The sequence below is a fragment of the Pseudomonas sp. AC016 genome, from assembly GCF_979253365.1.
This window is the reverse complement of record NZ_CEEDCC010000001.1, coordinates 4,513,232-4,536,777: the sequence shown is the minus strand read 5'-3', so window position 1 is coordinate 4,536,777 and position 23,546 is coordinate 4,513,232. Positions and strand designations below refer to the sequence as shown.

At 59.9% G+C, this 23,546-nt stretch carries 21 protein-coding genes; 11 read left to right on the top strand and 10 right to left on the bottom strand.

Annotated elements, in window-relative coordinates:
• Nucleotides 1–3: 3 nt before the first annotated feature.
• From gcvP to AC0IXS_RS20420, 4 genes are all read left to right on the top strand, one after another.
• On the top strand, nt 4–2,868 hold the full coding sequence (gene gcvP, locus AC0IXS_RS20435; RefSeq protein WP_471825544.1) for an aminomethyl-transferring glycine dehydrogenase: 2,865 nt from the start codon (nt 4–6) through the stop codon (nt 2,866–2,868).
• A gap of 74 nt (nt 2,869–2,942) precedes the next feature.
• A complete protein-coding gene (gene gcvT / locus AC0IXS_RS20430) occupies nt 2,943–4,067 on the top strand; it encodes a glycine cleavage system aminomethyltransferase GcvT (protein ID WP_471825542.1) in 1,125 nt (374 codons plus the stop codon).
• A 394-nt stretch (nt 4,068–4,461) separates the two neighbouring features.
• The gene (locus tag AC0IXS_RS20425; protein ID WP_003237709.1) at nt 4,462–4,674 is read left to right on the top strand and encodes a cold-shock protein; all 213 of its coding nucleotides are present in this window, start codon (nt 4,462–4,464) and stop codon (nt 4,672–4,674) included.
• 85 nt (nt 4,675–4,759) lie between these two features.
• On the top strand, nt 4,760–5,245 hold the full coding sequence (locus AC0IXS_RS20420) for an RDD family protein (RefSeq protein WP_449117262.1): 486 nt from the start codon (nt 4,760–4,762) through the stop codon (nt 5,243–5,245).
• A 58-nt stretch (nt 5,246–5,303) separates the two neighbouring features.
• On the opposite strand, the gene lptG is transcribed toward AC0IXS_RS20420, so the two are convergent.
• Nucleotides 5,304–6,365 (bottom strand): LPS export ABC transporter permease LptG, encoded by a 1,062-nt coding sequence (gene lptG / locus AC0IXS_RS20415; protein WP_025994659.1) that lies wholly within the window; start codon nt 6,363–6,365, stop codon nt 5,304–5,306.
• A complete protein-coding gene (gene lptF, locus AC0IXS_RS20410; protein WP_122669199.1) occupies nt 6,358–7,479 on the bottom strand; it encodes an LPS export ABC transporter permease LptF in 1,122 nt (373 codons plus the stop codon). The genes lptG and lptF overlap by 8 nt, the downstream gene beginning before the upstream one ends.
• A gap of 318 nt (nt 7,480–7,797) precedes the next feature.
• Between lptF and AC0IXS_RS20405 the strand changes: the two genes are divergently transcribed.
• Genes AC0IXS_RS20405 through AC0IXS_RS20395 form a run of 3 tightly spaced genes read left to right on the top strand, consistent with a single transcriptional unit; the run spans nt 7,798 to nt 10,231 of the window.
• Nucleotides 7,798–9,288 carry a leucyl aminopeptidase gene (locus AC0IXS_RS20405; protein ID WP_471825539.1) on the top strand — a complete coding sequence of 497 codons (1,491 nt, stop codon included), beginning with the start codon at nt 7,798–7,800 and terminating at the stop codon, nt 9,286–9,288.
• Between the two features lie 57 nt (nt 9,289–9,345).
• A complete protein-coding gene (locus tag AC0IXS_RS20400; RefSeq protein ID WP_004887984.1) occupies nt 9,346–9,774 on the top strand; it encodes a DNA polymerase III subunit chi in 429 nt (142 codons plus the stop codon).
• A 7-nt stretch (nt 9,775–9,781) separates the two neighbouring features.
• Nucleotides 9,782–10,231 carry a hypothetical protein gene (locus AC0IXS_RS20395; RefSeq protein WP_057409290.1) on the top strand — a complete coding sequence of 150 codons (450 nt, stop codon included), beginning with the start codon at nt 9,782–9,784 and terminating at the stop codon, nt 10,229–10,231.
• Between the two features lie 46 nt (nt 10,232–10,277).
• Here the strand turns inward: AC0IXS_RS20395 and AC0IXS_RS20390 are convergent, their stop codons facing one another.
• Complete coding sequence (locus tag AC0IXS_RS20390) at nt 10,278–11,378, bottom strand: RHS repeat-associated core domain-containing protein (protein ID WP_057409289.1); 1,101 nt, start codon at nt 11,376–11,378, stop codon at nt 10,278–10,280.
• A gap of 180 nt (nt 11,379–11,558) precedes the next feature.
• On the opposite strand from AC0IXS_RS20390, the gene AC0IXS_RS20385 reads away from it, so the two are divergent.
• Together AC0IXS_RS20385 and rlmF are read left to right on the top strand one after the other, a co-directional pair.
• A complete protein-coding gene (locus tag AC0IXS_RS20385; protein WP_057409288.1) occupies nt 11,559–14,405 on the top strand; it encodes a valine--tRNA ligase in 2,847 nt (948 codons plus the stop codon).
• A gap of 164 nt (nt 14,406–14,569) precedes the next feature.
• Nucleotides 14,570–15,583, top strand: coding sequence for a 23S rRNA (adenine(1618)-N(6))-methyltransferase RlmF (rlmF, locus tag AC0IXS_RS20380; protein WP_025994652.1), 1,014 nt, complete (start codon nt 14,570–14,572; stop codon nt 15,581–15,583).
• Between the two features lie 598 nt (nt 15,584–16,181).
• Here the strand turns inward: rlmF and AC0IXS_RS20375 are convergent.
• Nucleotides 16,182–16,463, bottom strand: a complete 282-nt coding sequence (locus AC0IXS_RS20375) for an HU family DNA-binding protein (protein WP_004882926.1) — start codon at nt 16,461–16,463, stop codon at nt 16,182–16,184.
• A gap of 394 nt (nt 16,464–16,857) precedes the next feature.
• Between AC0IXS_RS20375 and yejK the strand changes: the two genes are divergently transcribed.
• Nucleotides 16,858–17,859, top strand: coding sequence for a nucleoid-associated protein YejK (gene yejK, locus AC0IXS_RS20370; protein ID WP_025994651.1), 1,002 nt, complete (start codon nt 16,858–16,860; stop codon nt 17,857–17,859).
• A gap of 5 nt (nt 17,860–17,864) precedes the next feature.
• Nucleotides 17,865–18,215: a glutaredoxin family protein gene (locus AC0IXS_RS20365; protein WP_029241555.1), complete on the top strand. Its 351-nt coding sequence runs from the start codon at nt 17,865–17,867 to the stop codon at nt 18,213–18,215.
• A 139-nt stretch (nt 18,216–18,354) separates the two neighbouring features.
• Here the strand turns inward: AC0IXS_RS20365 and AC0IXS_RS20360 are convergent, their stop codons facing one another.
• The 6 genes from AC0IXS_RS20360 to AC0IXS_RS20335 all read right to left on the bottom strand — a co-directional run bounded on the left by AC0IXS_RS20360 (nt 18,355) and on the right by AC0IXS_RS20335 (nt 23,544).
• On the bottom strand, nt 18,355–19,287 hold the full coding sequence (locus AC0IXS_RS20360; RefSeq protein WP_057409286.1) for a glutathione S-transferase family protein: 933 nt from the start codon (nt 19,285–19,287) through the stop codon (nt 18,355–18,357).
• 64 nt (nt 19,288–19,351) lie between these two features.
• A complete protein-coding gene (locus tag AC0IXS_RS20355) occupies nt 19,352–19,705 on the bottom strand; it encodes a GIY-YIG nuclease family protein (RefSeq protein WP_057409285.1) in 354 nt (117 codons plus the stop codon).
• Nucleotides 19,698–20,189: a nuclear transport factor 2 family protein gene (locus tag AC0IXS_RS20350; RefSeq protein ID WP_004886192.1), complete on the bottom strand. Its 492-nt coding sequence runs from the start codon at nt 20,187–20,189 to the stop codon at nt 19,698–19,700. Before AC0IXS_RS20350 ends, AC0IXS_RS20355 begins: the two co-directional genes overlap by 8 nt.
• Nucleotides 20,190–20,273: 84 nt before the next feature.
• Nucleotides 20,274–21,506 carry an MFS transporter gene (locus AC0IXS_RS20345; RefSeq protein WP_057409284.1) on the bottom strand — a complete coding sequence of 411 codons (1,233 nt, stop codon included), beginning with the start codon at nt 21,504–21,506 and terminating at the stop codon, nt 20,274–20,276.
• Between the two features lie 165 nt (nt 21,507–21,671).
• Nucleotides 21,672–22,436 carry an amino acid ABC transporter ATP-binding protein gene (locus tag AC0IXS_RS20340; protein WP_004886196.1) on the bottom strand — a complete coding sequence of 255 codons (765 nt, stop codon included), beginning with the start codon at nt 22,434–22,436 and terminating at the stop codon, nt 21,672–21,674.
• A 10-nt stretch (nt 22,437–22,446) separates the two neighbouring features.
• Nucleotides 22,447–23,544 (bottom strand): amino acid ABC transporter permease, encoded by a 1,098-nt coding sequence (locus AC0IXS_RS20335; protein ID WP_004886199.1) that lies wholly within the window; start codon nt 23,542–23,544, stop codon nt 22,447–22,449.
• Between the last annotated feature and the right edge of the window lie 2 nt (nt 23,545–23,546).

Genomic DNA, 23,546 nt, shown 5'->3' with positions numbered 1-23,546 from the left:
GCCATGACTGACCGTATTCAACTGAGCACCGCCAACGAATTCATCGCTCGCCACATCGGCCCGCGCGCCGACGACGAGCAAGCCATGCTGCAAATCCTGGGTTTCGATTCCATCGAAGCGCTGAGCGAAAGCGTGATCCCCGAGAGCATCAAGGGCACCAGCGTCCTCAACCTGCCAGCCGGGCAAAGCGAAGCCGACGCACTGGCCTCGATCAAGGCCATCGCCAGCAAGAACCAGCTGTTCAAGACCTACATCGGCCAGGGTTACTACAACACCCACACGCCCGCACCGATCCTGCGCAACCTGCTGGAAAACCCGGCCTGGTACACCGCCTACACGCCGTATCAGCCAGAAATCTCCCAGGGTCGTCTGGAGTCGCTGCTCAATTTCCAGACCCTGATCAGTGACCTCACCGGCCTGCCGATTGCCAACGCCTCGCTGCTGGACGAAGCCACCGCTGCTGCCGAAGCCATGACCTTCTGCAAACGCCTGAGCAAGAACAAGGGCAGCCGGCAATTCTTCGCTTCCAGCCACTGCCATCCGCAGACCCTCGACGTGCTGCGCACCCGTGCCGAGCCGCTGGGCATCACCGTTGTCGTGGCGGATGAAGCGGAACTGGGTGACGTGAGCGACTACTTCGGCGCTCTGCTGCAATACCCGGCCAGCAATGGTGACGTGTTCGACTACCGTGAGCTGGTCGAGCGCTTCCACGCCGCCAATGCACTGGTCGCCGTCGCCGCTGACCTGCTGGCCCTGACCTTGCTGACGCCTCCGGGCGAGTTCGGCGCGGACGTGGCCATCGGCACCGCACAACGCTTCGGCGTGCCGCTGGGCTTCGGCGGTCCGCATGCCGCCTACTTTTCGACTCGCGATGCCTTCAAGCGTGACATGCCGGGCCGTCTGGTCGGCGTGTCGGTGGACCGTCATGGCAAACAGGCCCTGCGTCTGGCCATGCAGACCCGCGAGCAACATATCCGCCGCGAGAAAGCCACCAGCAACATCTGCACTGCGCAAGTGCTGCTGGCCAATATCGCCAGCATGTACGCCGTTTACCACGGACCGCGCGGCCTGACGCAGATCGCCAACCGTGTGCATCACCTGACCGCAATTTTCGCCGACGGCCTGAAGCAGTTGGGCTACAAGATCGAGCAGGAATACTTTTTCGACAGCCTGACCGTGCAGACCGGTAGCAAAACCGCTGCCCTGCACACTGCGGCCCGTGCCCAGCACATCAATCTGCGCGAAATCACCGATTCACACCTGGGCCTGTCGTTCGACGAAACCACCTCGCCGTCCGCCGTTGAAACGCTGTGGTCGATTTTCGCGACTGACGGCCAGAGCGTGCCGGACTTCGCCGAGCTGTCGGCCAATGTCCAGCCGCGCCTGCCTGCTGCGCTGACACGTCAATCGGCTATCCTCAGCCACCCGGTGTTCAACCGTTATCACTCGGAAACCGAGCTGATGCGCTACCTGCGCAAGCTGGCCGACAAGGATCTGGCACTGGACCGCACCATGATCCCACTGGGCTCGTGCACCATGAAACTCAACGCCGCCAGCGAAATGATCCCGGTCACCTGGGCCGAGTTCGGCAACCTGCACCCGTTCGCACCTGCCGAACAGAGCGCGGGTTATCAGCAACTGACCGACGAGCTGGAAGCGATGCTCTGCGCGGCGACCGGCTACGATGCCATCTCGCTGCAGCCCAATGCCGGTTCGCAGGGCGAATACGCCGGCCTGCTGGCGATTCGCGCCTATCACCAGAGCCGCGGCGATGAACACCGCGACATCTGCCTGATCCCGTCCTCGGCTCACGGCACCAACCCTGCAACTGCCAACATGGCAGGGATGCGCGTGGTGGTGACGGCTTGCGATGCACGCGGCAACGTGGACATCGAAGACCTGCGCGCCAAGGCGTTGCAACACCGCGACCAGTTGGCCGCGCTGATGATCACCTACCCGTCCACCCACGGCGTGTTCGAGGAAGGTATTCGCGAGATCTGCAGCATCGTTCATGACAATGGCGGCCAGGTGTATATCGACGGCGCCAACATGAACGCCATGGTCGGCCTCTGCGCTCCGGGCAAGTTCGGCGGTGACGTCTCGCACCTGAACCTGCACAAGACCTTCTGCATCCCGCACGGCGGCGGCGGTCCGGGCGTCGGCCCGATCGGCGTGAAATCCCACCTCGCGCCCTTCATGCCGGGCCACGCTCGCATGGAACGCAAGGAAGGCGCGGTCTGCGCAGCGCCGTTCGGCAGCGCCAGCATCCTGCCGATCACCTGGATGTACATCCGCATGATGGGCGGCGAAGGCCTCAAGCGCGCCTCGCAACTGGCGATCCTCAACGCCAACTACATTTCCCGCCGTCTGGAAGATCATTATCCGGTGCTCTACACCGGCAGCAACGGCCTGGTCGCGCACGAGTGCATCCTGGACCTGCGTCCTATCAAGGACAGCAGCGGCATCAGCGTCGATGACGTCGCCAAGCGCCTGATCGACTTCGGCTTCCACGCCCCGACCATGTCGTTCCCGGTGGCCGGCACGTTGATGATCGAGCCGACCGAAAGCGAATCCCGCGAAGAGCTGGACCGCTTCTGCGACGCCATGATCAAGATCCGCGAAGAAATCCGCGCAGTGGAAAACGGTACGCTGGACAAGGACGACAATCCGCTGAAGAACGCCCCGCACACCGCCGCCGAAATCGTCGGTCAGTGGACGCATCCCTATAGCCGCGAACAGGCGGTTTACCCGGTTGCCTCGCTGATCGAAAACAAGTACTGGCCACCGGTTGGCCGCGTGGACAATGTATTCGGTGACCGCAATCTGGTCTGCGCCTGCCCGTCCATCGAGAGTTATCAGCAAGCCTGATCACTCATGCCCACACACTGCCCGCACTGACGGGCTGTGTTGTCCCGCACGGCCCGTTCTACAAGGAATCGAACATGTCCACAGAATCCCTGCTGACTACTCCGCTGCACGCTTTGCACCGTGAACTGGGCGCAAAGATGGTGCCGTTCGCCGGTTACGACATGCCGGTGCAATACCCGGCAGGCGTCATGAAGGAACACTTGCACACCCGCGCTCAGGCCGGTCTGTTCGATGTATCGCACATGGGACAGATTCGCCTCACCGGTGCCGATGCCGCCAAGGCGCTGGAAACCCTCGTCCCCGTAGACATCGTCGGCCTGCCGGTCGGCATGCAGCGCTACGCAATGTTCACCAGTGAAACCGGTGGCATTCTTGATGACCTGATGGTCGCCAACCTGGGCAACGAACAACTGATGCTGGTGGTCAACGCCGCCTGCAAGGATCAGGACCTCGCTCATCTGTGCGAACACCTGGCCGGTCACTGCAAGATCGAACCCCTGTTCGAAGAGCGCGCCCTGCTCGCCCTGCAAGGCCCTGCGGCGGTGACAGTATTGGCACGACTGGCCCCTGAAGTGGCGACCATGACCTTCATGCAGTTCGCCACCGTCAAGTTGATGGGTGTGACGTGCTACGTCAGTCGCTCGGGTTATACCGGCGAAGACGGTTATGAAATCTCGGTGCCTTCCGACAAGGCGGAAGCCTTGGCCCGTCGCCTTCTGGAAGAGCCCGAAGTTGCACCCATCGGCCTCGGCGCACGCGACTCGCTGCGTCTGGAAGCCGGTCTGTGCCTTTACGGGCACGACATGAACACCGACACATCACCCATTGAGGCCAGTCTGCTGTGGGCCATCTCCAAGGTCCGCCGTGCTGACGGCGCTCGCGCAGGGGGTTTCCCGGGCGCGGAGCAGATTTTCGCCCAACAGCAAGCCGGGGTAGACAAAAAACGTGTCGGCCTGGTGCCGCAGGAACGCACGCCGGTGCGCGAAGGCACACACATTGTCGATGCAGAGGACACTGTGATCGGTACAGTCTGCAGTGGTGGTTTCGGCCCGAGCCTGGGCGGTCCGTTGGCCATGGCCTATCTCGACAGCCGATACACTGCCCTGGACACCCCTGTCTGGGCGATGGTGCGCGGCAAGAAGATTCCGATGCTCGTCGCAAAAATGCCTTTTGTTGCACAGCGTTACTTCCGCGGCTAAATGCAGGCGTCAAAAGACAGCCACTATAAAAAGTGTATCAGGCACTGTTTACGCACCCTCTTTCGGGGGTGCGCACGACTGTCTGGATGGCTCGGAAATGCACCGACGAAGTGCAGAAAAACGCTGCAAAACATTTACTGCACTGATTCAGGGAAACAGTGCCCTGCAGGCTTCAACCCCCTGCAAACAGGGTGTCAAGCGGGGGCTTGTTTTTGTAACGAGACTTGGCGTAGAGTTTCTGAACTGTGTTTGCATAGGTCGCTGAATCGGGACCTGGGCAGTAGCTCTAGGTTTGCTACATCCCGCTCTACGTTTCTTACTTCCTGCAACCAGCCCCAGTACTCTTTCATGTGAAAGGGACTGTCATCAATTCAAGCGTCAAGGAAATAAGCAAATGTCCACACGTCAGAGCGGTACCGTCAAGTGGTTCAACGACGAAAAGGGTTTTGGTTTTATCACTCCAGAAAGCGGTCCGGATCTGTTCGTACATTTCCGCGCGATTCAGGGTAACGGCTTCAAAAGCCTGAAAGAAGGCCAGAAAGTCACCTTCGTCGCAGTGCAAGGTCAGAAAGGCATGCAGGCTGACGAAGTCCAAGCCGAAGGCTAAGCGAAACCCGAAAGCCTCTGGCAGCAATGTCAGAGGCTTTTTTGCAGGTCAAGTCGCGACAATCATCGTGATCGAGAGCCGCCACATGCCCCGACACGTACTCCGGCCACAGGGCGATTTCCCACCTGCAAGCCTGCCTCGCCGTCTGGCTGCCATCAGTTACGACGCCCTGCTCATCCTCGCACTGCAACTCATTACAACATTCCTCTACAAGCTGGCGCAGATGGCCTTTATCGGCGAAGCGCGCCTGCGCGAATTGTCAGAATCTGGCGCACTGGATGGCGATCCGCTGCTTTCGTCACTTCTGCTGGTGGTAACGTTCGCCTTTTTCGCGAAGTTCTGGACGTACGCGGGTCAGACCCTCGGCATGCAGGTCTGGGGCATACGCGTACAGAACGCTGACGGTACCGCCATTTCCCTGATGCAGGCGTTGCTGCGCTTTTTCAGCGCGATTGTGTCCTGGCTGTGCGTCGGGCTCGGTTTCATCTGGAGCCTGTATGACAAACAGCGTCTGACCTGGCATGACCGCTTCTCCGGCACCCGGCTGGTGCGGATCCCCAGACGCAGGTAAAAACAATCGCCCACAAAAAAAGCCGACATCGCGTCGGCTTTTTCGATGCAGCGGATCGTCAACCGGCGCGGCGCAGCAACCACAGACCGGCGATGGCACAGGCCGTTGCCGGAACCAGCACCGCCAGCAATGGCGGGAAGCCAAACACCAGACTGGACGGCCCCAGCAGGTCCTGCACGATGCGGAACGTGAAGCCCACCAGTACACCCGTGAACACACGCTGACCGAGCGTGACCGAACGCAGCGGACCGAAGATGAACGAGATCGCCATCAGCACCAGCGCCACGGTCACGAACGGCTGCAACACCTTGGTCCAGAACGCCAGCCAGTAACGGCCGTTGCTCAAGCCCTGATCAGCCAGATAGTGCGAATAGCTCCACAGACCAGTGATCGAAAGCGACTCCGGCGGCATGACCACCGTGCTCAGCAACTGCGGGCTCAGGGCAACGTCCCAGCGCTCGATCGGCGTATTGACGACCTCGGTCTTGCCTTCACGGAAATAAGTGGTGGCGACGTCGCTCAACTCCCAGTAATCCGTCTTGAAGTTGGCCTGACGGGCGAAGCTTGCGGTCAGCATGTGACGCTGGTCGTCGAAACGGTAGCGCGTCACGCCATACATCAAGCCGTTGGGCTGGACCGTGTTGATGTGGATGAATTCGTCACCCTGACGATGCCACAGACCGTGTTTGGCGCTCTGCGAGTCGCCCGTGCCCTGTGCCAGCGAACGATTGGCCTGAGCCTGATTCTCGGCGTAAGGCGCTACATATTCGCCTACCAGCACACCAGCCACCATCAGGAACAGCATGGGTTTCATGACCGCCCACACGATACGGCCGACGGAAACACCTGCCGCCCGCATGATGGTCAGCTCGCTGCTGCTGGCCAGACTGCCCAGACCGATCAGACAGCCGATCAGTGCCGCCATCGGCAGCATGTCGTAGACACGTCGTGGCGCGGTCAGCAACACGAAGCTGCTGGCATCCATCAGCGTATAGCTGTCCGAGATATCGCCCATCTCGTCGATGAACGCGAATAACGAAGCGAGCCCCAGAATGATCCCCAGTACCGCGAGGATCGCCATGAAAACGCTTTTACCGATGTACCTATCGAGCTTAACCACGAGCCACCCCCGCAACGCTATGGCGACTCGCCATCTTCAGCCTCAAGGGCTCCCAGTAGAACAGCCCCAGACCGATCACCAGGAACAGACCGTGGACCCACCACATGCCAAGCGCCAGCGGCAGCTTGCCCTTCTCCAGCGCACCGCGGACTGCGATGAGGATGGTCAGGTAAGACATGTACAGCAGAATCGCGGGCAACAATTTCAGATAACGGCCCTGACGCGGGTTCACCCGAGCCAGCGGCACAGCCATCAGGGTCACGATGAAGACCAGAATCGGCAGCGAGATGCGCCACTGCAGCTCGGCGACATATCGTGGCGTGTCATTGCCGAAAAGTTCGCCGCTGGGAATCGCTTCACGATCACTGACATCGTTACTGATATCCGGCTTGGGCAGCTGTGCGCCGTAAGTGTCGTACTTGATGGCACGATAATCGGCCTGGCCCGGATTACCGTCGTAACGGTAGCCGTTTTCCAGAATCAGAAAGCGACTGCCATCGGGCCGCACTTCCTGACGCCCCTTCTCGGCCACCAGAACCGTAATACCACGGTCCTTGCTCTTGTCCGTGGACATCCGTTTTTCGGAGATGAAGACCCCGCTCAGTTCGGAGCGGTCTTCCGTCATTTCCTGGGTGTAGGTGATACGCGTCCCGTCACGCAGCGCCTGAAAACGGCCCGGCACCAGCGTGTCGAACTCGGTCATGGCGTCCTGCTTGTTGATCAGCAGCGAGAATTGCGTCGCGCCCTGGGGTGCAAGGCTGAAACTCAGCCAGGCCACCAGAAGCGCAACCAGTGCAGCCGGGGCCATGGTGATGGCCAGCAGACGCTGCTGACTCATGCCGGTGGCGGCAAGCACCGTCATCTCGCTTTCCAGGTACAGGCGACCGTAGGCCAGCAGGATGCCCAGAAACAGCCCCAGAGGCAGAATCAGCTGCAGGAACCCTGGCAGGCGGAAGCCCATGATCATGAACAGCACACCCGGATCCAGTGCGCCAGAGGCGGCCTGGGCCAGGTATTTGATGAAGCGTCCGCTCATGATGATGACCAACAGCACAGCACTGACTGCGCTCAGGGTAACCAGCACTTCTCGGGACAGATAACGAAAGACAATCAAACCAGACACTCCAGAGTTGTCAGGCTCAGGCAGCCAAACAAGGAAAATTGTGAGCCACGGCAACCGGATATTCACGCCCGCAGAAACGCAGGCCACCCAAAAATATGCGGCATTATCCTGTGAATGTACGTTTCTGTCACTGCGCACTCGGGATAGTTCGTACAGACACAGTCGACAAGCGGCCTTACGGGGTTGTCAGCAGTCATGCGCCGGGGTCAAACTGCGAGACTTGTCGCAGGCATTGTCCTTGAAAAGACCGCCGTCATGCCGCGTACCTTATTCGTATAGCGAATCTCATCGCTCAGCCGGGGACCCCACATGGAATTGGTTGTTAAAAGCGTAAGCCCAGAAACCTTGAAGACCGCAACGCTGGTTGTCACCGTGAGTGAGAACCGTGTGCTGGGCAATGCCGCACAGAACATCGATACCCTCAGCGGCGGTGCCATCGCAGCCGTTCTCAAACGCGGCGATCTGGCAGGCAAGGTCGGCCAGAGCCTGCTGCTGCACAACCTGCCGAACCTGAAAGCCGAACGCGTGCTGCTGGTCGGCGTCGGCAAGGAAGCCGAACTGACCGATCGCCAGCTCAAGAAAATCGCTGGCAGCGTGCTTTCGACCCTCAAGGGTCTGGGCGGCACCGATGCGACGCTGGTTCTGGACGATCTGTCGGTGAAAAATCGCGACACCTATGGCAAGGCTCGCCTGCTGGTCGAGGCCCTGGCTGACGGCGAATACGTATTCGACCGCTTCAAGACCCAGAAAGCCGAAGTCCGCGCGCTGAAGAAAATCACCCTGCTGACCGCCAAGGTCAGTGTGGCCGATGTCGAGCGCGCCGCCAACCACGCTCAGGCAATCGCCACTGGCATGGCCCTGACCCGTGATCTGGGCAACCTGCCACCGAACATCTGCCATCCGACCTACCTGGGCGAAGAAGCCAAAGCGCTGGGCAAGGCACACAAGAATCTGAAAGTGGAAGTCCACGACGAGAAGAAACTCGCCGAACTGGGCATGGGCTCGTTCCTGGCCGTGGCACAGGGCAGCGCCCAGCCACCGCGTCTGATCGTCATGAACTACCAGGGCGGCAAGAAAAGCGATAAACCGTTCGTGCTGGTCGGTAAAGGCATCACCTTCGACACCGGCGGCATCAGCATCAAGCCGGCGGCCGGCATGGACGAGATGAAGTTCGACATGTGTGGCGCCGCCAGTGTGTTCGGCACCCTGCGCGCCGTACTGGAACTGAAGCTGCCGATCAATCTGGTCTGCATCCTGGCCTGCGCCGAGAACATGCCGAGCGGCACCGCAACCCGTCCGGGCGACATCGTGACCACCATGAGCGGCCAGACTGTCGAAATCCTCAACACTGACGCCGAAGGCCGTCTGGTGCTGTGCGACGCGCTGACCTATGCCGAACGCTTCAAGCCGCAGGCCGTGATCGACATCGCGACCCTGACCGGCGCCTGCGTGGTTGCACTGGGTGGCCACACCTCCGGCCTGCTGGGCAACAACGACACGCTGATCAACCAACTGCTCGACGCGGGCAAACTGGCTGACGATCGCGCCTGGCAATTGCCGCTGTTCGACGAGTACCAGGAACAACTGGACAGCCCGTTTGCCGACATCGCCAACATCGGTGGCCCGAAAGGCGGCACCATCACCGCGGCCTGCTTCCTGTCGCGCTTCACCAAGGCGTATGACTGGGCTCACCTGGACATCGCCGGCACGGCATGGCTGAGCGGCGGCAAGGAAAAAGGCGCCACCGGCCGTCCTGTTCCCTTGCTGACCCAGTACCTGCTCGACCGCGTCGGGGCTTAAGCAAAGCGCTGTGGCGTATCGATCAATGATCGATACGCCACACCTTGCGGAACAGACATGACCCAAGTCGATTTCTACATTCTTCCCAGCCCGGATCCGGCAGCTCGTCTGGATTTCGCCTGCAAGCTCACTGAAAAAGCCTGGCGTCTGGGTCACAAGGTCTACCTGCACTGCAGCGATGCGGCGCAACGTGAGGACCTCGATGCCCGTCTCTGGCGTTTCCGGGGCGAAGTCTTTCTGCCCCACGGCAATGCCGAGAGCGATCACGATGCACCTGTAGTCATGGGTCTGGGCGATGACGCTGGCACACATGAAGACCTGCTGATCAATCTGGACCTGCGCATCCCGCCCTTCTTCAAACGCTTCGCCCGTGTGGCGGAAGTGGTTGTCGAGGACCCGGCCATACGTCTTGCCGCACGTGAGAGTTTCCGTTCTTACCGCGAACAGGGCTATCCTCCGCAGGATCACCGACTGCAGCGTCTTTGAGGACACGATGGATACTTCAAAAAAAGCTGAATCCGCGCACTTGCTGGACGACCTCGAGTCGATCCGTCAGCTGCTCGGCGACGACTCCCTGCAGCCACCGCTGCTGACCGATACCGTCCACCGCGAAGGACAGATTCCCTTATTGTTCGACGTGGTCGGAAACAGAAATTCGAGTTCGCATGACGACGACGATTTCGACGAAGCGCACATCCCGACGCTGACTGCGGATACGCCCGTGGTTACAGAACAACCTGTCGCGCCACTGCTTCAGGCACCTGCACCCATCGAAGCATTGCCCAATCCGGACGCCCTGCTGCATCTGGATGCCGAGCTTCGTTCCGCTGCACAGCTGATTCTGCAGGACGTGATCGACGACTTCGCGCCGCACATCGAGACTGAGATCAAGCGTCGGCTTGAGGCGAGACTGGAGCGGTTGTTGGCGCAGCAGCAGAAGTGAGATCGTGACCCGGGACATCGTTTGGGCGTGCTCAAGGGCGTTGCTCTCAATAATTAAGATTGCGGCGAATCTCGTCTACCAATCGCCCTTGATCTGCACGCTGATGGATCAGCGAGTTCGCGCGGGCATCCAAAGTGCGATAGTCTCTGGCGGCCTTATCAATACCTCGCAGATTAGCGGGGTTATCGGCGTAAATACGCCGGTCACGTGCAAGTTGAGCCTCAAATTCGAAATAACTTGCACCCTTCCTGCCCGTGACACGATCAACGAGTAATTGCCGTTGTTCAAGAGCCTCTTCAAATTGGGCAACCATTCTCTTGTCGCCAGCCTTCGCAGCGTATCCAAACTGTACTCTGTAAACGGAATCGCTCTTGAGCTTGGCAGGCAGAACCCCCAACGCCTCACCTTTTAGTTCTCCATGAATTTTTTGCAGTGTCGTTGAGTCGCTGATATTGATTTTAGGCACTTCTGTGATCCCCGATACACTCCCACTCATCCACTTTGACGTCCTACTGAGACTGACCAGATCTTTTCCAGGCAGTTTTTTGAACACCTGCTCCAATACCGCAGCTGGCAGTCGCTCAAATGGAGAAAGCGTCGAAAAAGCCGCCGCTACGGGAATATGCCCACTCGGATCCCTCACGTTAACCGGATCCCCCAAACAATAGGCATAAGCGTTCAAGCCGCCCCTCCCAAACGGGCTTAGCGTATCCGGCTGATTGAAACGCATCAGGACCGGATTGAACGCTCGATAACCATTACCCAGCAAATAATGCCCGGTCACCGGATCAGCACGCTCCCCGTTGAAGCCCGACACCTTCGTGCCTTGCAAGCGATGGCCGTAAGGGCTGTAGACCAGCGACTGACGCTCCTGCGCCGTCACAGCATGCAGCACGCTGCGCTGTACGTCAGTCCCGAGCATATCCACTCGTGAAGCGGAACCCTCCATGCTGTGCTCAGCCAACAAATGGTCTCCGCTTTGAAAGATGCGGCGGCGCACCGCGCCTTGTATCTCGACCGTCAAACGACTCTTTTGATAGAAGCGCAACACTGAGTCTTGAGCCCCCGGGTCGACAATGGCAAGACGATCCAGCGCGTCATAGCGGTATCGACACAGTATGCGTGTGGTTTCGAGCGCATCGTTCATGGCGGCAAAGACCCTTCGGTCAGAGGCTGAAAACCTGATTATTCCCCCTCGCCTACCCGCTGTTAACTGGCAGTTCTGCGAGGGACGCAGTCAACCAGTCGCCCGGCGCTGTGGCTTGTCCCTTGCCCACAGGGCTATACTTGCCGGTTTCCGAATCAATGCCACAGGTTCCCGCCGCGCATGGACAAGACTTACCAGCCGCACGCCATCGAAACTTCCTGGTACCAGACCTGGGAGTCCGAGAACTACTTCGCTCCTCAAGGCGCGGGTGACTCGTACACAATCATGATCCCGCCGCCGAACGTCACCGGCAGTCTGCACATGGGCCACGGCTTCAATAACGCGATCATGGATGCCCTGATCCGTTTCCGTCGCATGCAGGGTCGCAATACCCTGTGGCAGCCGGGCACCGACCATGCCGGTATCGCCACGCAAATGCTGGTTGAGCGTCGTCTCGAAGCCCAGGGTGTGAGCCGTCATGACATCGGCCGCGAGAAGTTTCTGGACAAGATCTGGGAGTGGAAAGCCGAATCCGGTGGCAACATCAGCCGTCAGATCCGTCGCCTGGGCTCGTCCGTTGACTGGAGCCGCGAGCGCTTCACCATGGATGACGGCCTGTCCGAGGCCGTAAAAGAAGCCTTCGTGCGCCTTCACGAAGACGGCCTGATCTATCGCGGCAAGCGTCTGGTCAACTGGGACACCAAGCTGCACACCGCCATCTCTGACCTTGAAGTGGAAAACCACGACGAGAAAGGCAATCTGTGGAACCTGCGCTACCCGCTCGCCGACGGCGCAAAGACCGCTGAAGGTCTGGACTACCTGATCGTCGCCACCACGCGCCCGGAAACCATGCTCGGTGACGCTGCCGTCGCGGTCAATCCGCAGGACGAGCGTTACAAGGCGCTGATCGGCAAGTTCGTGGAACTGCCTTTGGTAGGCCGTCGCATTCCGATCATTGCCGACGATTATTGCGACCCTGAATTCGGTACCGGTTGCGTGAAGATCACACCGGCCCACGATTTCAACGACTATGAAGTCGGCAAGCGTCACAACCTGCCGCTGCTGAACATCTTCGACAAGAACGCCGCCGTGCTGCCTGCCGCTCAGGTGTTCAACCTCGACGGCACGCTGAACGACACGGTCGACGGCACCCTGCCTGCCGAATACGCAGGTCTGGACCGCTTCGAAGCCCGCAAGCGCATTGTGGCTGCCTTCGACGCCGCAGGCCTGCTGGTCAGCGTTGACGATCACGCCCTGAAGGTCCCGAAAGGCGACCGCTCCGGCACCATCATCGAGCCGTGGCTGACCGATCAGTGGTACGTGTCCACCAAGCCACTGGCCGAGCCTGCCATCGCTGCGGTCGAAGACGGCCGCATCGCCTTCGTGCCCAAGCAGTACGAAAACATGTACTTCTCGTGGATGCGCGACATTCAGGACTGGTGCATCAGCCGTCAACTCTGGTGGGGCCATCGCATTCCGGCCTGGTACGACGAGTCGGGCAAGGTCTATGTCGGCCGCGACGAAGCCGAAGTACGTGCCAAGCACAATCTGGGGCCGGACGTTGCGCTGCAGCAGGACAACGACGTTCTCGACACCTGGTTCAGTTCGGGCCTGTGGACCTTCTCCACGCTTGGCTGGCCGGAAAAGACCGAAGCGCTGAAAACCTTCCACTCCACCGACGTGCTGGTCACCGGTTTCGACATCATTTTCTTCTGGGTCGCCCGGATGATCATGCTCACCATGCACCTGGTGAAAAACGAGGACGGCACGCCGCAAGTGCCGTTCAAGACCGTCTATGTGCACGGTCTGGTGCGTGATGGCCAAGGCCAGAAGATGTCCAAGTCCAAGGGCAACGTCCTGGACCCGCTGGACATCGTTGACGGCATTGATCTGGAAACTTTGGTGCAGAAACGCACCAGCGGCCTGATGCAGCCACAACTGGCCAGGAAGATCGAGAAGCAGACCCGTCAGGAGTTCGCCGACGGCATCGCCAGCTACGGCACTGATGCCCTGCGTTTCACCTTCTGTTCGCTGGCGTCCACCGGCCGCGACATCAAGTTCGACATGGGCCGCGTCGAAGGCTATCGCAACTTCTGCAACAAGATCTGGAACGCGGCGCGCTACGTGCTCGACAAGGGCGAGGACTGCGGCCAGAACGGCGAAGCCGTCGAACTGTCTCTGGCGGATCGCTGGATCATTTCGCAGCTGCAACGCACCGAAGCCGAAGTGACCCGTCAACTCGACCAGTTCCGCTTCGACCTCGCAGCGCAGGCGCTGTACGAGTTCATCTGGAACCAGTACTGCGACTGGTACCTGGAATTGTCCAAGCCTGTGTTGTGGGACGAAACCGCACCGGTCGAGCGTCAGCGTGGCACACGTCGCACTCTGGTGCGCGTGCTGGAAGTTGCGCTGCGTCTGGCGCATCCGTTCATGCCGTTCATCACCGAAGAAATCTGGCAGCGCCTTGCGCCGCTGGCAGGCGTCGAAGGCAAGACCATCATGCTGCAGGCGTGGCCGGTGGCCAACGAAGCACGCATCGATCAGGCCGCCGAAGACGACATCGAATGGCTCAAGGGTCTGATGCTGGCCGTGCGTAACATTCGTGGGGAAATGAACATCGGTCCGGGCAAGCCCCTGCAGCTGTTCCTCAAGAATGTGACCGCCGAAGACCAGCGTCGCCTGAGCGAGAACGATTACCTGCTCAGGAAACTGGCCAAGCTGGAATCCATGACCGTGCTGACCGACGGTGCCGAAGCACCATTGTCCGCGACCGCGCTGGTCGGTGACATGGAAGTGCTGGTGCCCATGGCCGGCCTGATCGACAAGGGCGCAGAGCTTGCGCGTCTGGACAAGGAAATCCAGCGCCTGCAGGGCGAAGTGCAACGCGTGGGCGGCAAGCTGTCCAATGCCGCGTTCGTCGACAAGGCGCCGCCTGAAGTCATCGCCAAGGAACGCGCCAAACTGACCGAAGCCGAACAGGCGCTGGGCAAGCTGGCAGAGCAACACGCACGTATCGCCAGTCTGTAAACGCAAGCCACCAGCCTGAAAGGGCTGGTTGAGCTGAATCTGTAACAGCGCGCTTGCCCGCGACCGCATCACGCCAGTCGAGCACCATTGGCTGAACGTACGCGGTCGCGGGCAAGCGCGTTATTACGGAACTCGGCATCCGCATCCTCAGAGCAACGCCCTCCATGACCACGTCTGAAAAACCCAAACCTCCCCGCAAAAAGCCCCAGCGCAACGTCAAGCCTGCGCCACCCCGCGAGAAAGCCACGCTGCACCCGCGCAACCGGCATCAGGGGCATTACGACTTTCCCAAGCTGATCAAGTCCAGCCCTGAGCTGGCGAAGTTCGTGATCCTCAATCCCTATGGCAAGGAAAGCATCGACTTCGCCAACCCGCAGGCCGTGCGGGTGTTCAACCGCGCGCTGCTGAAGGCGTTCTACGGCATCGCCCATTGGGACATCCCGGCCGATTACCTGTGCCCGCCCATTCCGGGCCGTGCGGACTATCTGCATTTTCTGGCCGACCTGCTGGCCGAGGGCAATGGCGGCGAAATCCCGCGTGGCGCCTCCGTGAAGGCGCTGGACATCGGCACCGGCGCCAACTGTATCTATCCGTTGCTGGGACACAGTGACTACGGCTGGCACTTCGTGGGGTCGGACATCGACAGCACGGCAATCGCGGCAGCGACCACCATCGTCAAAGCCAACAACCTGCACAAAGCCATCAGCGTGCGCCTGCAGGCCAATCGCAAGCACATACTCTCAGGGCTGCTCGACAGCGCCGAACGCTTCGACGTGAGCCTCTGCAACCCGCCCTTCCACGCTTCGCTGGAAGAAGCGCAGCGTGGCAGCCAGCGCAAGTGGCGCGCACTCGGCAAGGCCGACCCGAAACGCAAACTGCCGGTGCTCAATTTCGGAGGGCAGTCCCAGGAGCTGTGGTGCGAAGGCGGCGAGATCCGCTTCGTCACTCAATTGATCCAGGAAAGCGCACTGATCCCGACTCAGGTTCTGTGGTTCAGTACGCTGGTATCCAAAGCTTCCAACCTGCCGCCGATTCAAAGCGCCCTCAAGAAAGCCGGCGCGCTGGAGGTCAGGGTGGTGGAGATGGGTCAGGGGCAGAAACAGAGCCGCTTTGTGGCCTGGACGTTTCTGGACAAGGCGCAGCAGAGTGCATGGCGGCAGACGACTGCCTCGCAATGACGGTGTTGCCTGCGGCTTGAAATGCGTGGGATAGCAAGAGCGGACGCGGAGCGTCCTGGGCGTCGTTACCACGCAAAGCGCTCATCGTTGCACACAAGTCATCGGGCTATCCGCAGAGGCAGCGGCACTGATGCGCTTTTGTAGCGCGATGGCATGAACACCGCAGAACGCGACGTGGGTGAAGGCTGAGTCCTGGCGCTGATTCGGGGGGCAATCGGCATGGATGCCGATTGAGCTGCACTGGGCCATGGATGGCCCATTTGCAGCGACCCCCGAATCAGTGTCAGGACGAAGGAACCCCGGCGAAGCCGGGGCCGGAACCGGAGCAAAAGGCTTTGCTTACTTTGGCCTCTCAAAGTAAGTCGCCGAGGGGCGAAAAGGTGACTTGAGCCATGCGCTCGGCTCACTGAGTCCGCAGTCTGTGCCATTTGTGACGCGGAGCGTCACGGGCGGCATGCCCACGCGGAGCGATGGGCACGATCATTCATTCACAAGGACTTGTGTGAGCGGAGTGGGAACGATCAATGCATTCCATACGCCCACAAAAAAGCCGTGCCCGGTTATCCGGTGCACGGCTTTTTCAACAGCAAGCGTGTGCTTACTTGTTGATCGAGTCGGTCAGCACTTTGGCTGGTACGAACTTGACGACTTTCTTGGCAGCGATTTCGATGGCTGCGCCAGTCGAAGGGTTACGGCCAGTGCGAGCTGGACGCTCGGTGACTTTCAGCTTGCCGATGCCTGGCAGGGTGATTTCTGCGCCGTTTTCCAACTGGTCGGCAACAATTTGGCCCAATTGCTCAAGAGCATTACGCGCTGTGGTTTTTGGCGCGTCGATAGCTTCAGCGATATCGGCGATCAATTGGTCTTTAGTAAGAGCCATGGTGGTGTTCCTTCCCTATCAAATTCATTTGGATTGCAGAGCGCAACGTCGGCCAGTAGCCAGGCAATGAACCTGGCCACCCGCTAGCAGCCACGATTAATCGCGAAATGTAGATACTGAAACCGGATATTGGTTCGGCCTACGCGTACACAATCTGCATGCTTGACGCGCTAAGGTGCGCAAGACCGCGCAAAACTAGCACAGAGCCGGGTAAATATCCGCCTCTACCTATCCTTTTGGTCAGCTTTTAACAGTAATTGTGCAGTATTTAACCAGCTGCAGGGCCAGTACGGCGAAAACCAGCCCCTTCGAGGCCATTGCAGCCAAGCCTGCGTTACACTGACGACCTTGCACCGAGCTGCACGCTCTTCATCTTTTTTCAGCCGAGAAGCCCATGCCGATCCGTCATTGCATCGTCCACCTGATCGACAAGAAACCCGACGGTACGCCCGCTGTTCTCCATGCACGCGACTCCGAACTCGCTGAGTCTCAGGCCATCGAGAACATGCTGGCCGACCTCAACGAGAACTACAACGCCAAACAGGGCAAGGCATGGGGACTGTTCCACGCCGAATCCGGGGCGCACCCCTTCAGCGGCTGGCTGAAGGAATATCTGGATGGCGGCAAGGACTTCACCGCGTTTTCCCGCGTGGCCGTGGAGCACCTGCAGAAGCTGATGGAAGAGTCCAACCTGTCGGTCGGCGGTCACGTTCTGTTCGCTCACTATCAGCAAGGCATGACCGATTACATGGCCATCGCCCTGCTGCACCACAGCGAAGGCGTGGCCGTGAATGACGAGCTGGACGTGACCCCGTCGCGTCACCTGGATCTGGGTCAGTTGCATCTCGCGGCGCGTATCAACATCTCGGAATGGCAGAACAACAAGCAATCCAAGCAGTACATCTCCTTTATCAAGGGCAAGAACGGCAAAAAGGTTTCGGAGTACTTCCGCGATTTCATCGGCTGTCAGGAAGGCGTCGACGGGCCAGGCGAAACCCGCACCCTGCTCAAGGCCTTCAGTGACTTCGTCGAAAGCGAAGACCTGCCCGAGGACTCCGCTCGCGAGAAGACCAAGACCCTGGTCGACTACGCCAGCAGCCAGAGCAAGATGGGCGAGCCGATGGGTCTTGAAGAACTGTCCGAACTGATCGATGAAGAGCGTCCGCGAGCGTTCTACGACCACATCCGCAACAAGGACTACGGCCTGTCTCCGGAGATCCCGGCGGATAAGCGCACCCTCAACCAGTTCCGCCGCTTCACCGGCCGTGCCGAAGGCCTGTCGATCAGTTTCGAAGCGCACCTGCTGGGCGACAAGATCGAGTACGACGAAACGGCTGGCACACTGATCATCAAAGGCCTGCCGACCCAACTGACCGACCAGTTGAAGCGGCGGTAAACGACATGCTGATGCGCACGCTCAAGAAGGTCGCCCTGATCATGCTGGTGGTGGTGATCTATCAGAACTGGGGCAGGATCGAGAACTTCGTCAATCCGCCGCCTGCGAGCGTTGCGCAAAGCTACAGCCAGGCGAAGGTGGTGATGTACGCCACCGAGTGGTGCGGCTACTGCAAACAGACCCGTCGCTTTCTCGACAGCAAGGGTATTGCGTATCAGGAATACGACATCGAAAAATCCGAGGAAGGCCGCAAGGCATACGAAGCATTGGGCGGACGTGGTATTCCGCTGATCGACGTCAACGGGACGCTTATTCGCGGCTTTGCACCGGATGACATACTGGCAGCGCTGAAATAGATGCCGATCATGCCAATGCTCCGCATGGGCACGATCGGTATGCTTGAGACCCTGATCGTTCCCACGCTCCTGCGTGGTAACGCCGCCCAGGACGCTCCGCGTCCGCTCTCGAAAGTGACGTGAAACGATCAGTTGCCGCTTACCGCTTCTCGATCTTGAACCCGAGTCTCGGGAAGTGCACATGCACCACACCGGCTCGATCATCCTCGCGGCGCAGGATCAACTCCTCAGTCCCCGCAAACACCAGCTCGCCCTCTACGCTATCAACACCGTAATCCGTCGCGGAGATCGCCACCTGATCGCCTGCCTTGAAGCCATTGGGGTCAACGAACGCCTCGTCGGGCAGCGCCGCTGGCGTAGCATTTCTGGCGATCTCGATGGCTTCGGCCGAAGTCAGGTCGCTGTGCGCGCCGTGGCCAAAGCCGAGCACGCGGCCAAGCCATGCACTGACCCCAGGGTAGTTATCCACAAACGGCGCCGTCACAGGCGTCTGCCTGAGGAACCACAGGGTGTGCGCCACGCTGAAATCGGCAATCGAAGGCTCACCGAACAGGAAGTCGCCATTGCGTGACAACTGCAACTCCAGACGTGCCATAAGCGTCGGCCACTGGTGTTTGGCCTGCTCGGCACTCAGGCGCGTTGCACTGCCGCCGGTGAACAGCGATGAACGATCTGCAACGAATGCCTTGGCGGCCTCGGGCGGGACCTTGGCAAAGCGCACGGCCAGCGATTCCGGCTGGAATACCAGACTCACCGCGTGCATGAACAGTACCGAATCGCCCCAGGCGGCCAGGCTGGCGACGGTGAATTCCTGACCTTCCGGGTAGAACGTCGGGGAAGCCTTTTCCTGTTCCAGACGGCGCGCCATCAGGGCTGTATCGCAATAGATATCCGCACCGATCTGCAACACCGGTGTCCTGCGATAACCGCCGGTCAGCGCCGTCAGGTCAGGTTTGGGCATGATCGATGGAATGGTCACAGAGCGCCAGGAAAGGCCCTTGAAACCCAGCATCAGACGAGCTTTTTCGGCAAACAACGAGGTGGGGTAATGGTGAAGAATCAACTCGGACATGTTCAGCCTCAGGGCGCGTGGAAAGCAGACAGCTTACCCCGCACCTCCCTGACAGCCTACCGCCTCAGGTGGATGACACGACATCACGCTCATTGATCGATACCTGAACCGGCACGCCCTTGTAGCTGGCAGCCAGCACTTCCTTGGCTGTCTTGCGCAGCTTCTTGATCAGCCGCTCATGACGCAGGGCTTCGCCCTTGCTGACGTGCTGTTCGACGTACACCAGCGCCACGGCCGGGCTTGAACAGAAAAAGCGTGCACCCTTGCCGCTCTGATGAGCGGCAAAGCGTCGGACAGGATCATCGCTGATGCCGCAGTACAACGAACCATTGGCAGCGCGCACGAGATAAACGAACCAGGGCTTGCAGACCAGAGGCTTGTTGATCGACTCGGCAGCGACTGCACATGGCTCAGGCACGGCGGCTCTCGGTAAAGGTTTTCAGCCCCTTCTGCGCCTGGCCGCGAATCGCGTTCTGCACCATCGGCGTCCAGCCCAGCAGCAGGCCTTTTGCACCCAGGGCCTGACGCGACCAGCGCCACAGGTCGAAATGGTCATGGTGCTCGCAGATCAGGCCGTCGCGAAACACGAAGCGCGCCTGAATGTCGTTGACCACTGTGCGCCCGGTCTGGCTGAACAGGTAGGTCGCCACCCAGTGGGCGCTCCCGGAACGGTCGTCGGCACGCACCTGATCGAACACCACCGAGAAGTCCTTGGCACGCGACGTGAGCATGCGCCACATGTCACCTGCCTGACGGCCACGCAACTCGCCGAACACCGGATCGCTGAACAGCACATCGTCGGTGTAACAGGCGCTCATCGCCTCGGCGTCCAGCTGAGCGAACGCTTCATAAAAGCGGGTGATGAGAGCGCTGTTGGCCTGACTGTCTTCTTCGTAACTCATGCGTGCAGATCCCTTGGCAAAAGATGCGTGCACGATAAGCGGCAAACGCGTCGGGAGCTACCAACATTTGGCAAACAAATAAGGTTATTGGACCTTCTCACTGCTCACCTGCACGTACAACGATCGACCCGCGCCCATCCCCGCGATCATGGCGCCGAGACCCAATACGGCGAAGATCCAGCCTATCGCATTCCAGTTGCCAGTCACGTCGTGCACGACGCCGACCGCAAACGGCCCCATCGAGGCGATGGTGTAGCCGAAACCTTGCGCCATGCTCGACAGATTGGACGCCACATGGGAATCCCGTGAACGCAACACGATCAACGCCAGCGCAAGACTGAACGTACCGCCCTGCCCCAGCCCCAGCAGAATCGCCCAGCCCCACAGACCTTCCAGAGGCGCATAAAGGCAGCCGAACAATCCGGTGAGGGTCAGCGACATGACCAGCATGATTGCCAGACGCTGATCCTTGCCGCGTGTCGCCAGCCAGGGCGCGCTCAGGGCACTGATGACCTGCACGATGATCGAACCCGACAGCAGCAGACCGGCCTGGGTCGGGGTCATGCCGCGGCCGATCAGGATCGACGGCAGCCAGCCAAACACGATGTAGGAAAGCGAAGACTGCAGCCCCATGTACAGCGTCACCTGCCAGGCCAGCCGATCACGCAGCAAGCCTTTGACCCGGTAAACATCACGGTGCGTGCCGTGTTTTTCCCGGGCTTGCGGCAGCCAGAGCAGCGCAGCGATCAGTGCTGGAATCAGCCAGAACCCAAGACCGATCTGCCAGCTGTCATCGAAGTAATGACTCAGCGGCACGGTGGAGCCCGCTGCGATGGCCGCACCCAGACACAGCGCCATGGTGTAGACGCCGGTCATGGCGCCCGCCTGTTTCGGGAAGTCGCGCTTGACGATGCCCGGCAGCAGCACGCCGATGATGCCGATGCTCGCGCCCGCCATCAGGCTCCCCGTGAACAGGCCGAATTCACCGAACAGACTGCGCACTGCCAGACCCGACGCGAGCAGCAGCAGAATCACCAGAACAACCCGCTCACTGCCAAAGCGGCGTGCCAGAATCGGTGCCAGCGGTGCGAACAGGCCCAGGCACAGCACCGGCAAGGTGGTCAGCAGGCCCGCTTCGGCAGCCGACATACCCAGGCTGTCGGACACGTTATTGAGCAAGGGCGCGATGCTGGACAACGCGGGGCGCAGGTTAAGAGCCACCAGCACCAGACCCAGCAGCAACAGCCAGGGACGCTTGAGGATCGGAGGAATCGGGGCAGTGGCAGAGTCGGGGCTGGGTTGAGCCTTGGCAGTCATCTATTTCTCGGCAATCAGGTATGTCGACCCGTTTCAGGGGGCAAGTATCCTGTTGGAGAACGATGTGGAATACAAGGTTCAGGCGAGATTGCATACAAACCAGGCCTGATGCCAAAAATGAAAAAACCGGGCGCGAGGCCCGGTTTTCTGTGTCGCAGCTGTGACTCAGTGAATGATCTGGCTGAGGAACAGTTTGGTACGGTCGCTTTGCGGGTTGTCGAAGAAGTCGTTCGGCGCAGCCTGTTCGACGATCTCACCCTTGTCCATGAAGATCACCCGGTTCGCCACGGTGCGGGCAAAGCCCATCTCGTGGGTCACGCACAGCATGGTCATGCCTTCTTCCGCCAGACCGACCATGGTGTCGAGTACTTCCTTGACCATTTCCGGGTCGAGTGCCGAGGTCGGCTCGTCGAACAGCATGATCTTGGGCTTCATGCACAGCGCACGGGCAATCGCCACACGCTGCTGCTGACCGCCGGAAAGCTGGCCCGGGAATTTGTGCGCCTGCTCTGGAATGCGTACGCGCTCCAGGTAATGCATGGCGATTTCTTCGGCTTTCTTCTTCGGCATTTTGCGAACCCACATCGGTGCCAGCGTGCAGTTCTGCAGGATGGTCAGGTGCGGGAACAGGTTGAAATGCTGAAACACCATGCCGACTTCACGGCGGATGGTTTCGATCTGCTTCAGGTCCGAGGTCAGCTCGGTGCCGTCGACGATAATCCGGCCCTGCTGGTGCTCTTCCAGACGGTTCAGGCAGCGAATGGTGGTCGACTTGCCCGAGCCCGACGGGCCGCACAACACAATGCGCTCGCCCTGACGCACGTTCAGGTTGATGTCCTTGAGTACATGGAACTGGCCGTACCACTTGTGGACGCCCTCCATGCGGATCATGCCTTCAGCGCCCAGAGGCTTGGTGATAACTTCACTCATGTCAAAACTCCTAACGCTTGTGGCCTGTGTCCAGCTTACGTTCCAAGTGCATGGAATAGCGGGACATACCGAAACAGAAGATCCAGAACACCAGGGCCGCGAAGACATAGCCTTCGGTGGCCATACCCAGCCATGACGGGTCGGCGGTGGCTTGCTTGACGCTGTTGAGCAGGTCGAACAGGCCGATGATGATCACAAGGCTGGTGTCCTTGAACAGCGCGATGAAGGTATTCACGATGCCGGGAATAACCATCTTCAACGCCTGCGGCAGGATCACCAGACCCATGCTGCGCCAGTAGCCCAGGCCCATGGCAGCGGCCGCTTCGTACTGACCCTTTGGAATCGCCTGCATGCCACCGCGTACCACTTCGGCGACGTAGGCCGACTGGAACAGGATGACGCCGATCAGCGCCCGCAGCAGCTTGTCGAAGTTCATCCCTTCAGGCATGAACAGCGGCAGCATGACCGAGGACATGAACAGCACCGTGATCAACGGCACGCCGCGCCAGAACTCGATGAAGGTCACGCACACCACACGCACCGCCGGCATGTTGGAGCGACGCCCCAGTGCCAGCAGAATGCCCAGCGGCAGCGCACCGGCGATACCGACCGTGGCGATGACCAGCGTCAGCATCAGGCCGCCCCACTGACTGGTCGGCACGTTGCTCAAACCGAATGCGCCACCGTGCAGCAGGTAGAACGCAACGACCGGGTAGATCACCAGGTAAGCGATACCGTAAAGGGCCTTGCGTGGGAATTTCGAAATGAACAGCGGTGCAGCACCCACGATGGCGAGGATGGCGGTCAGATCGACCCTCCAGCGCAATTCGGTGGGGAAGTATCCATACATGAACTGGCCGAAACGCTGCTGAATGAATACCCAGCAGGCGCCAGCCTTGGTGCAATCTTCCTTGGTGGTGCCGATCCAGTTCGCATCCAGCAGTGCCCAACTGATCATCGGCGGGACGATCAGGTAGATCAGGTACAGCGACAGCAGCGTGAGGATCGTGTTGATCCAGCTGGAGAAAAGGTTCTGCCGCATCCACGCCATCGGGCCGAACACTTTGCCCGGCGGTGGCATATCAGGTTTGAAAGTATGGGTTGTCATGC

Excerpts from the sequence above, each read along its gene's own strand:
- AC0IXS_RS20365 (WP_029241555.1), top strand. The coding sequence starts at position 17,865 with ATGCTGATGCGCACGCTCAAGAAGGTCGCCCTGATCATGCTGGTGGTG.
- AC0IXS_RS20335 (WP_004886199.1), bottom strand. The coding sequence starts at position 23,544 with ATGACAACCCATACTTTCAAACCTGATATGCCACCGCCGGGCAAAGTG.
- AC0IXS_RS20350 (WP_004886192.1), bottom strand. The coding sequence starts at position 20,189 with ATGAGTTACGAAGAAGACAGTCAGGCCAACAGCGCTCTCATCACCCGC.
- AC0IXS_RS20390 (WP_057409289.1), bottom strand. The coding sequence starts at position 11,378 with ATGAACGATGCGCTCGAAACCACACGCATACTGTGTCGATACCGCTAT.
- yejK (WP_025994651.1), top strand. The coding sequence starts at position 16,858 with ATGCCGATCCGTCATTGCATCGTCCACCTGATCGACAAGAAACCCGAC.
- AC0IXS_RS20385 (WP_057409288.1), top strand. The coding sequence starts at position 11,559 with ATGGACAAGACTTACCAGCCGCACGCCATCGAAACTTCCTGGTACCAG.
- gcvT (WP_471825542.1), top strand. The coding sequence starts at position 2,943 with ATGTCCACAGAATCCCTGCTGACTACTCCGCTGCACGCTTTGCACCGT.
- AC0IXS_RS20420 (WP_449117262.1), top strand. The coding sequence starts at position 4,760 with ATGCCCCGACACGTACTCCGGCCACAGGGCGATTTCCCACCTGCAAGC.
- AC0IXS_RS20400 (WP_004887984.1), top strand. The coding sequence starts at position 9,346 with ATGACCCAAGTCGATTTCTACATTCTTCCCAGCCCGGATCCGGCAGCT.
- AC0IXS_RS20375 (WP_004882926.1), bottom strand. The coding sequence starts at position 16,463 with ATGGCTCTTACTAAAGACCAATTGATCGCCGATATCGCTGAAGCTATC.
- AC0IXS_RS20360 (WP_057409286.1), bottom strand. The coding sequence starts at position 19,287 with ATGTCCGAGTTGATTCTTCACCATTACCCCACCTCGTTGTTTGCCGAA.
- AC0IXS_RS20405 (WP_471825539.1), top strand. The coding sequence starts at position 7,798 with ATGGAATTGGTTGTTAAAAGCGTAAGCCCAGAAACCTTGAAGACCGCA.
- AC0IXS_RS20425 (WP_003237709.1), top strand. The coding sequence starts at position 4,462 with ATGTCCACACGTCAGAGCGGTACCGTCAAGTGGTTCAACGACGAAAAG.
- rlmF (WP_025994652.1), top strand. The coding sequence starts at position 14,570 with ATGACCACGTCTGAAAAACCCAAACCTCCCCGCAAAAAGCCCCAGCGC.
- AC0IXS_RS20345 (WP_057409284.1), bottom strand. The coding sequence starts at position 21,506 with ATGACTGCCAAGGCTCAACCCAGCCCCGACTCTGCCACTGCCCCGATT.
- gcvP (WP_471825544.1), top strand. The coding sequence starts at position 4 with ATGACTGACCGTATTCAACTGAGCACCGCCAACGAATTCATCGCTCGC.
- AC0IXS_RS20340 (WP_004886196.1), bottom strand. The coding sequence starts at position 22,436 with ATGAGTGAAGTTATCACCAAGCCTCTGGGCGCTGAAGGCATGATCCGC.
- AC0IXS_RS20395 (WP_057409290.1), top strand. The coding sequence starts at position 9,782 with ATGGATACTTCAAAAAAAGCTGAATCCGCGCACTTGCTGGACGACCTC.